We start from the raw sequence: 8,765 nt of genomic DNA on the forward strand, positions 1-8,765 counted from the left end.
TTAAATTTTTACGGATACGTTATCTGGCATTCAGATCGATAGTAGTTGCCACGTTACTTCCATCTTTTGTTTTTTCGATGACATCTTTATGTTCTACTGAAAAAAGAAGTGTGGATGGGTCTACATATTTTTTCTTTTTAACCGGAGTTTTTAAAGAATCGGCTTTTGCCATGAGCTGAGGATGAGTAAGCTGAGGAATTTCCTGTTTTTTCAAAGGAAGGTTTTCTTTGGGAATCAGTGGAGTCTGTGTAATTGCCACCGCAGAAATCCCTTCTGCTTTATCGGAGGGTAATGTTTGATTCTCTTCTTTCTTTTCATTGTTCTGAGCTGCCAGAGAAATATTATCGTGAATAGAATCAGTTTCCATTTTATTAGAAGATGCTTTTTCTGCAGTCTTCACCATGACAGGTTCAATCTCTGAAGGCTGATTGATAAAAAACAGAACAGTACCTAAACCGAAGGACAACATTAAACATGCTGCCACTAAAAACCAGTTCATTTTTGATTTGGAACCGCGATTATTGTTATTATGAAACTCAATTTCAGACCAGAGATCACGGGAAGGAGCAATCTCTCTTTCCTCCATCTGTTTTTTGATCTCGTATTCAATAGTATCTTTAGACGTTTTCATTTTTCACTTTTTTTTGTTGTTGAAAGTAAATATTTCTTAACTTTTCTTTTGCTCTGAACAACTGTGTTTTGCTCACTGCCACTGAAATCTGTAAAGTATCTGCAATTTCCTGATGAGAATATTCTTCCAGTACATACAGGTTAAAAACCATTCTGTAAGCATCAGGCAGCTGATCTAACAGATCCTGTGCATTAAAATCACAATCAATCTCCGGCTCGTGGATGTCTTCATGAAAAGATGGGTTAATCTCGTCCAGATAGAAAACGGTTTTATGACTTTTGATAAAGTTCAGGCATTCATTCACCACAATTCTTCTTGCCCAGCTATCCAGATTCGATTCTCCTCTGAAGCTTTCTATGTGTTTAAAAATTTTACAGAATGCTTTGATAAGACAATCTTCTGCCTGATACAGATCGCTCACATAGCTTTTGCTGACACTCAGGAATTTCCTGACATTCTGCTCATAGAAAATCTTCTGCGCAGCCGGATCCTGTTTCTTCAGGAGGCTCAACAAATCATTCTTTTTATTTCCGAACAAGAGTTTCATGTTTATGCTGTTTCTATACTAAAGACAATCAAAACAAAAAAAGGTTACAATTTTTGAAAAAAATTTTTATTTGTATTTTTTAATTAAAGAAAAAGCCGCCCTGAAATGAGGCAGCTTACATTTTATCCTGAAAATTCATCAAGCATATTTCTGGTAGGAACAAAGAAAAGCGTTCCTGTAACTGCTGTGCTGAAATCTAAAATTCTGTCATAATTTCCCGGAGGATCACCGATAAACATATTGGTCAACATCTTTTTTGTTGTGGTAAATGTACTTGAATAGGCAATAAAATAAGTTCCGAACTCATTGGTAGAGGGATTGCCGAAAGGCATATTATCTCTGACTATTTTTAGTTCTTCACCGTTTTCGCCCTCAATATTGGCTAAAGCAATGTGTGAATTTGATGGTTTTACCGCATCAGACATTTCAATATCATTCTCTTTTGATCTTCCGATCACTTTTTCCTGCTCTTCCGTGGATAAGCCTTTCCAGGCATCCATGTTATGAAGATATTTTTGAACAAAAAGATAGCTTCCTCCTTTATACTGAAGGTCTTCATCTCCTATCTTTCCAAAATAATCACGGTCATCGCCATGCGGATTTTCCGTTCCGTCTACAAAACCAAGAATGGAGCGTGCATCCCAGTATTTGAATCCATGAACCTCCAGAATACTTTCGGCCACTGAGCTTAATAACCGGGAGATCTCGACAGCCATATCAAAAATCAGGCTTTTATTATCTGCTCTCAGATGAAAATGAAGGTCTCCGGGAGTAGAAACAGCCGTATGTTTCGTTCCTTTTATTTCTTCAAAATTGACTAATTCTTTTGGCGGCGGCGTTGGAAGTTCCAGTTTTTTCCATGCTTCTGCACCAATTCCCATGACACAGCTTGCCCTGCTGTCCGGGAAACGGTTAAACACTGAATTATTAAGATTTAAAACCAAAGCACATAGTTCCTGAAAAACTTCTTTCAGCTCAGGGCTGTCATTAAGTTTCCAGACCATGAAAATAGTATTGCTGTTGGGATAATCTGTTACATTCTGTGATTCTATCGTATTCATACCTGTTTTTTTGTGGTATTAAATATCCGAAACTGAAACCTGATCTGCAAAATATTGTTCCAGATCTTTCAAGGTTTCCGGATTGGTCTGAATATCTTTTACCAACACCCCTTTGTTCACAACCACAATTCTGTTGCAAACTTCTGTAGTATGGGAAAGATCATGGCTGGAAATAAGAAAAGTAACACCATCCTGTTTTGATAACTCCTTGATCAGGTTTTTAAGCTTGATCTGGGTAGACGGATCGAGGTTGGCAAAAGGTTCATCAAGAATAATAATCTCAGGATTTCCAATAATAGCTCCTACAATTCCTACTTTTTTCTGATTTCCCTTTGAAAGATCACGGACATATTTCCCGGATTTCAGGATTTCTCCATTGAAAAAATCATGAAAGGGTTTCAGGAATTCATCTACAGATGCTTTATTCTGACCTCTCAGCTCCCCAAGAAAATAAAAATATTCCTCCGGAGTAAGATATCCAATGAGAAAGGTATCATCTACAAATGCTGATACTTTATTTTTCCAGGCTTCAGATTCGTTAACCTTAATTCCGTCAATGCTTACAAATCCTGTCGTAGCCTGAATCAGATCCAGCATGAGGCTGAAAAGGGTTGTTTTTCCTGCTCCGTTGTTTCCCACCAGGCCAAATGTTTCTCCGTTGGGAATTTCAAGGTGTTCAATATTGAGAACGGTTGCTGTTCCGTATGTTTTGGATAAATTGTGTATATTGATCATGGTTTAACTTATATTTTTAAATGCATCCAGTGTGCTGTATTTTTCTTTTTTGTAAAGTTTTACAATAATATCAAAGATCTTCTCTCTCAGAAAAAATCCTATAATTCCGATAATTGCAATACTGACTACTCCTCCGGTAATGCCCCACAAATATTTTGTTAAGGCAAAAACACCCATCGGGAGAAGCATTTTAGGAATCAGCAGAAACATGGCGATCATATTGAAGCTCCCTTTCTGTCCCAATCGTTTCTCTTTTGAATTCAGGTCGATCTGAGTTTTATTGAAAGCTCCGGACCACAAGGTAAATTGAGAATTCACACCGATATTATATAAACCTGCGGCAAAAAATGTAACATAAACTTCCCAGCCAAAATAGGCATAACAAACCGCTATAATCACAGAAACTCCAGTCACAATATTCATCAGCCACCATTTTGCTTTCAGATATTCTTTGTATGGAACATTCAGGGTCATCATCAACGGATAGTATGAACTGTCAAAAGCGGGAACTCTCTGTCCAAAAAGAAACTGGAAGCCTCCTGTTACAAAAAGTCCCATAAACATCATCATTGCCGGTGTTTTGTACATTGAAGAAGTAAACATCAGCAATCCGTAGAACAGAAACATAAAGCTGCCCAGTAAAATTCCTTTGGGTACTTTATTTCGTCTTAACATTTTAATATCATTATTGATAAATGTCCCGATAACGCCGTATTTATTCAGGAAGGCAATATTTTCTGTTTTCCCGACCGTCTTCTTCGCTTCAAGCCCCTGATCCAGATAAAACTCCTGACGCAGGTAACGGAAACATATCCACCACAGCATTACGAACAAAACAACAGGAATCAGTACAACGTATGGCTTTTCATAGAAACTAAAGAAAACCGACTCAGAATATGATAAAACCGGAACAATATTGTAATATCCCAACGCTCCTATGCCCAGAAAGCATATTCCGATAATCACCGCCAGGGTCTCTTTACCGTTGAAAAAAATGTTGATAAAATTATTCAGGTACAATAGTGAAATCACACCAATCAGCCACACCATGATTCCCAAAATACTATATCCATTGAATACGGCAATCAGTGAAAAGGTAATAAAGAACAGAGAACTCAGCCAGCTGAACGCTGAAAGAAAAGTTTTGGCCAGCATATAATTGACCAATGTATTCTTCCGGATATTCATCGTAAGGAATGGCTTCATGTTCTGTGTGGGGACTTCCTGCCAGAGATATTTAAGAACAAGATCAATAATCCAGGCAACAATCATGAATTTTGAAACCACCTGTAAAGGATTCTGATGCATTTCCTCCTGAATGTAGAAAAAGGCAATAAATGCTCCGCCCACAAGACATCCGATAAAGTAGAGAATTCCTATGAAACGGAGAATTTTCATGGTCAGATTGATCCCTAAAGATGTACCACGAAAAAAGCTTTTTATTTCAAGCCTAAGGAACTTTAGAAACATATATTAGTTTTTTACATTAGTCAATATAATGTAAAAAATGTTACAGATTTATTTGTTTTGTTTTTGTTTATGGCGTACACAAGCCCAACAGGATTAGTTTTCCTTCTGACAAAAATCTTCACCAACACATTTGGAACATGAATAGATTTTTACATTCATAAAATAGAAAGAGCAACCGTTATAGTTACTCTTTCTCTGAATATTTTAATTGAGATTTGCTTTTGTAATGTCCATGGATATTGCGTGCCAACATATCTGAAACATTACCGAAAATGAACGAGACGCTCACTCTAGTGGGGACTTTGCTCAGTGTTCTTTTATTCTATAATCTTTTTATAACAATTCTCCCCATCATGGTAGCCAAAGCAAAGTACAATATTCTTATCTTTTTTCTCAAAAAAAGTAGTATAGGTCATATCAGTATCATTCACATCTTCTGGAAAGGCAATTAAATCTTTATCAAAATTTAAATAAAAATCATTAAACTTTATTGTGTTACCTTCTAATTTGTATTTCGAATTGTAATTCAACACTTTCTTCCCTTTTATATTGTAAATTACTCTGTTATAAACCCCATCCTTGTTAATCGTTAAAGTGTCATATGTATTTTTGTATGATATGGGTGAATATTTTCCATATATATCTTCATTACTAATATTTTGGCACGAAAATAAAAAAGGTAATAAAATTAAACTTATACTTTTCTTCATATTTATTAATTTTAAGTTGTTCGATTTAAAATCTAGGACTTGTTAGTATAGATGGTGGTGTTATAGCTTGTTTAAAAACGTTCTTTGAGGTTGGGCTAATTACTCTTTTTTGAATTTCGGAGTTGCTTTCAGTCCATCCTTTTCCATCAAAAAAAACCCCGCTCCCGCACGAATCCTTTCGTGTGGTTAAAAAACTCTCTATACCCATTCTAAAATAATACTATCCTCTCCAAAGAATAGTTTACTGAATTATTAATATAAAGCCACACGATACAATCGTGCGGGAGCGAGGATATTGCGTGCCAACATATCTGAAACATTACCTATTATACTTAAAGACACAAATAATATGCTCTTCATTAACAAAGGATATTATTTTTATTGATTGATATCCCGCCATAATATTCCTAATATTTTGGTCTCTTTGTCATTGATAAATATGGTGAAATCCTTTTTGTTATAATCAAAGTTGCTAATAATTACTTTTTTACTATTAGATTGATTAAGATTATTTAATAACTCATCATAGCCTTGAATTTTTAGACTTTCATTTACAGTATTATTGATTTCATTTCTTACTGTATATATAGAATTTGCCTTATTTTTATCAATAAGAATATATTCAAGTTTATCTATGGACTTTAAATAATTATATATGGTTGCACATAAATAATTATCACTTTGCTTTTTAAATAAATTTAATATTTTTTGAAAATTACTTGTTTCCATTTATTTTACAACTATTGGTGTTCCTCCTATTACTATTCCAGAAATCAACATTTCTTGTTCATATTTGCCACTACTTTATAATTTTCAGATTATAAAAACCACTGAAAAACAGTGGTTTTTATTAATTTGGAGATAAGCTGTACAAAAATCAGCTTGGAGTAACGATTATTATTTCATTAAATTAAATTCGTTATCATCAATTTCTCTATCTAAATATCCAATAACTTTATCAAAATTTTCACTCAAATAATATATTCCATAGTATGTTTTTCCTAATAAGCTCACTAATCTTAATTTATTTCCAGTATAATTTTCCAGGTTTAAGATCAGAGTACCCATTTCATCAGACAACTTATTATTTCCTGTTCGAGTAGCAGTATATTGTCTAATTTTATATACTCCAATCAGATTTTCTCTTTCGAAATTATTACTATTACTAATCTTAATTTTATATTTTTTAATATCTCCCAAAAATTTTCTTTCTTGCTTAATCAGAATAAAAACTTCTTCAGTGGTTATCATGCTTATCTTTTTAATTAAAAACTTTGATAATAATATTTTAATGTATTGCAAAAATTAAAATATTTTAGCTAGTGGATATTAAGTCGTATATATTTTTTTATTAATTCGTTATCACCAACATTTAAATATTTTTCAATATAAAAGTTATCATTATCAAATTGAAAATATAAATCAACTAATCTATAGCAGGAAATAATAAACCAACTTGATTCTTCTTTATTTAAGTTTGATCTTAGAACACTAAAACTTTTTTCAAAGAAAAGTTGTTCGTGTTTTTTTAAAAAAGAATTATTAGTGTATAGAAAGTCTATATAACTGTATATAGAATATTCTTCCTTATTTTTAATAAGATCATCAATTATTTCTAAATACAATGAAAATATAAGATTTCCAACTTTTTTCACAATATCTAACTCTTTCTGAGAACTATCAAATATGTTATATAAATCTACAATATATTGTAGTCTATCATATTCTTTTGAATTATCAACAACGAAATGTGATAATTCAGTAAAAAAATTATTAGGATTATTTAATAATATTTTTTTATAATCTTCAATTTGATCATCATTATCATTATCAATTGCTGAAATAAATAAATTAAAATTTTGCATGTTTATTTTTTTATTGAAATAATTTGTGGTAATCCTATAATGGTTGAATTAAAAATTGCTGTGTTTCGACCATAAAAGGAAAAGTTATAATCACCAGCTTCTCTCTTTTTAATAGGTAATCCTAATTGTTCACTTTGCCTCATTGTTGTTCCTCTGGCAGGAAGAGAAATATTTTTAAATATTTCATAAGTACCTCTTGGGACAGTATATTGAACAATAATATCATATTGATCAGAATATCCAAAGCTGAAACTTGCTTTTTGTGCATATTCTAACCTTCGTGTTACGTATGGTCCTTCTCCCATCTCTATTCCTGAATCATTTAATCGTTGTGTTAAATATCCACCTGCTTTACTGTACTCATTATATGACATTGCTCTATAAAAATATTCAAATTCTGGCTCTGATTCATCAGCCGTAGTTGTAACAGGAATATCAATAGCACCCGTAATCGGTTTAGAATTTGCAGAAAAGCCACTGTCTCCATAATGTTTTTAAAATTAGAGCATTGAAAATCAATACTCTAATTTATCACCAACACGTTTGGAACATTACCCAAATGCTTATTTCTTTAATTTCTAATTGGAATTTTTTTCAGTCGGAGATGTAAAATCAAAAAAAACTTTTGAATAGTCTTCTGCGAAAACAAACAGTCTACTCGTAATATTATATCTTACAACAACAAATTTTACATATTCAACAGATTCGTTTTTGATTAAAAGAAGATTATTTAAGATCTCATACGTTAATTCTTTTATACTTTCACTTTTAGCTAATTTATTTCTTCCTTTATAGGACATAATTACATCATCCAACAATAAAGGATGATTTGAATATGAGATTTCAAAATCATCTAATTGAGGATCATATTCTTTTATTTTAGAATAAATTAATTCTTCCATTTTGATAGTATTTTAGAGTAAATTATTAAATTATTTATTGTCCAAGCCTAGGAAGGACATATTCGACTCTTGCACCATAAACTACACCAGGAACAAGCCACTCGTTTTCACCTAAAGTGTAGGGATTAGGATTTGCTACACCAACCTTAAAACTTTTTGACATTATAATTCCAGGAACTGCTGGTCCAAAAGCTATTCCTGTAGCAAAATCTCTAGCAGTTTCCTTACTAGTAGTCCAACTTGTCCAAATACTATAATTATCACTGTCTGCGTGTGCTTGCATATCTTGGTGGGGACCATAAAGTGAATTAACCTGTAAATATCCTTTCGGAATAGCAATTCCAAAATGTGCATTTATGTATTGGCTGTTATCATTATGAAATATTCTTGATGAAACTCCTCGATACAATGTAATCATTTCTCCTGGATCTGGTTCATCAGCCGTTGTTGTAACAGGTACAGTTAAAGGTAAATCCCTTGTCCAGTTATATTCTGGATCTTTCATCATGACAGGTGTTAACACAGCTCCTAAAGTTGCTGCTCCAACCGCTACCGAAGTTGCTTCTACAGCTGAAAAAAATTCTGCAATTCGTATTGGTTCTCCAACTTCAACTGCCCTGGAAACCTCAGCTCCTCTTGTAAGCGTTAAAATATCAGCCCCTTTATTTCTGCCAAACAAACGGTCCCACCAATTGCTTACTCTTCCCCAGAAACCAGGTTTTGGATCTTCTCCAAGAGTTCCACCAAACCCCGTAAAAATATTACCTCCCGAAGATTCGGTACTTGTAGACATTGTTGCTACATACGCTTTAAAAGCAAACTGTGCATCAGCACCTGTAGCAGT

General features: G+C 33.2%; 12 protein-coding genes. All 12 read right to left on the minus strand.

Annotation, left to right across the window (positions count from 1 at the left end; all coding sequences use genetic code 11):
* Nucleotides 1-19 precede the first annotated feature (19 nt).
* Entirely contained in the window at nucleotides 20-631 is a 612-nt protein-coding gene (locus DEU40_RS11455) for a hypothetical protein (protein WP_110009952.1), read from the minus strand.
* Nucleotides 618-1,178 (minus strand): RNA polymerase sigma factor, encoded by a 561-nt coding sequence (locus DEU40_RS11460; RefSeq protein WP_110009953.1) that lies wholly within the window; start codon nucleotides 1,176-1,178, stop codon nucleotides 618-620. Before DEU40_RS11460 ends, DEU40_RS11455 begins: the two co-directional genes overlap by 14 nt.
* A 122-nt stretch (nucleotides 1,179-1,300) precedes the next feature.
* Nucleotides 1,301-2,239 (minus strand): Dyp-type peroxidase, encoded by a 939-nt coding sequence (locus tag DEU40_RS11465; RefSeq protein ID WP_110009954.1) that lies wholly within the window; start codon nucleotides 2,237-2,239, stop codon nucleotides 1,301-1,303.
* Nucleotides 2,240-2,257: 18 nt separating this feature from the next.
* The gene (locus DEU40_RS11470; protein ID WP_110009955.1) at nucleotides 2,258-2,974 is read right to left on the minus strand and encodes an ABC transporter ATP-binding protein; all 717 of its coding nucleotides are present in this window, start codon (nucleotides 2,972-2,974) and stop codon (nucleotides 2,258-2,260) included.
* A 3-nt stretch (nucleotides 2,975-2,977) separates the two neighbouring features.
* Nucleotides 2,978-4,444 (minus strand): DUF5687 family protein, encoded by a 1,467-nt coding sequence (locus tag DEU40_RS11475; RefSeq protein WP_110009956.1) that lies wholly within the window; start codon nucleotides 4,442-4,444, stop codon nucleotides 2,978-2,980.
* Between the two features lie 317 nt (nucleotides 4,445-4,761).
* The gene (locus tag DEU40_RS11480; protein WP_105703970.1) at nucleotides 4,762-5,154 is read right to left on the minus strand and encodes a hypothetical protein; all 393 of its coding nucleotides are present in this window, start codon (nucleotides 5,152-5,154) and stop codon (nucleotides 4,762-4,764) included.
* Nucleotides 5,155-5,532: 378 nt separating this feature from the next.
* Nucleotides 5,533-5,883 carry a hypothetical protein gene (locus tag DEU40_RS11485; protein WP_110009957.1) on the minus strand — a complete coding sequence of 117 codons (351 nt, stop codon included), beginning with the start codon at nucleotides 5,881-5,883 and terminating at the stop codon, nucleotides 5,533-5,535.
* Between the two features lie 168 nt (nucleotides 5,884-6,051).
* On the minus strand, nucleotides 6,052-6,405 hold the full coding sequence (locus DEU40_RS11490; protein WP_110009958.1) for an enoyl-CoA hydratase: 354 nt from the start codon (nucleotides 6,403-6,405) through the stop codon (nucleotides 6,052-6,054).
* A gap of 68 nt (nucleotides 6,406-6,473) precedes the next feature.
* Nucleotides 6,474-7,019 carry a hypothetical protein gene (locus tag DEU40_RS11495; RefSeq protein WP_110009959.1) on the minus strand — a complete coding sequence of 182 codons (546 nt, stop codon included), beginning with the start codon at nucleotides 7,017-7,019 and terminating at the stop codon, nucleotides 6,474-6,476.
* Nucleotides 7,020-7,021: 2 nt separating this feature from the next.
* Nucleotides 7,022-7,393 (minus strand): hypothetical protein, encoded by a 372-nt coding sequence (locus DEU40_RS11500; RefSeq protein ID WP_110009960.1) that lies wholly within the window; start codon nucleotides 7,391-7,393, stop codon nucleotides 7,022-7,024.
* A 204-nt stretch (nucleotides 7,394-7,597) separates the two neighbouring features.
* Nucleotides 7,598-7,921, minus strand: coding sequence for a hypothetical protein (locus DEU40_RS11505; protein ID WP_110009961.1), 324 nt, complete (start codon nucleotides 7,919-7,921; stop codon nucleotides 7,598-7,600).
* A 34-nt stretch (nucleotides 7,922-7,955) separates the two neighbouring features.
* Nucleotides 7,956-8,765: hypothetical protein (locus DEU40_RS22445; RefSeq protein WP_181397962.1), on the minus strand; the 810-nt coding region annotated here is incomplete at its 5' end.

Origin of the sequence: Chryseobacterium sp. AG844 (assembly GCF_003182335.1) — a bacterium.
Taxonomy (GTDB): Bacteria; Bacteroidota; Bacteroidia; order Flavobacteriales; family Weeksellaceae; genus Chryseobacterium; species Chryseobacterium cupriresistens.

Bases quoted from the DNA above. Each gene is read 5' to 3' on its own strand.
- DEU40_RS11495 (WP_110009959.1), bottom strand. From the start codon at position 7,019: ATGCAAAATTTTAATTTATTTATTTCAGCAATTGATAATGATAATGAT.
- DEU40_RS11460 (WP_110009953.1), bottom strand. From the start codon at position 1,178: ATGAAACTCTTGTTCGGAAATAAAAAGAATGATTTGTTGAGCCTCCTG.
- DEU40_RS11490 (WP_110009958.1), bottom strand. From the start codon at position 6,405: ATGATAACCACTGAAGAAGTTTTTATTCTGATTAAGCAAGAAAGAAAA.
- DEU40_RS11500 (WP_110009960.1), bottom strand. From the start codon at position 7,393: ATGTCATATAATGAGTACAGTAAAGCAGGTGGATATTTAACACAACGA.
- DEU40_RS11470 (WP_110009955.1), bottom strand. From the start codon at position 2,974: ATGATCAATATACACAATTTATCCAAAACATACGGAACAGCAACCGTT.
- DEU40_RS11505 (WP_110009961.1), bottom strand. From the start codon at position 7,921: ATGGAAGAATTAATTTATTCTAAAATAAAAGAATATGATCCTCAATTA.
- DEU40_RS11480 (WP_105703970.1), bottom strand. From the start codon at position 5,154: ATGAAGAAAAGTATAAGTTTAATTTTATTACCTTTTTTATTTTCGTGC.
- DEU40_RS11465 (WP_110009954.1), bottom strand. From the start codon at position 2,239: ATGAATACGATAGAATCACAGAATGTAACAGATTATCCCAACAGCAAT.
- DEU40_RS11475 (WP_110009956.1), bottom strand. From the start codon at position 4,444: ATGTTTCTAAAGTTCCTTAGGCTTGAAATAAAAAGCTTTTTTCGTGGT.
- DEU40_RS11485 (WP_110009957.1), bottom strand. From the start codon at position 5,883: ATGGAAACAAGTAATTTTCAAAAAATATTAAATTTATTTAAAAAGCAA.
- DEU40_RS11455 (WP_110009952.1), bottom strand. From the start codon at position 631: ATGAAAACGTCTAAAGATACTATTGAATACGAGATCAAAAAACAGATG.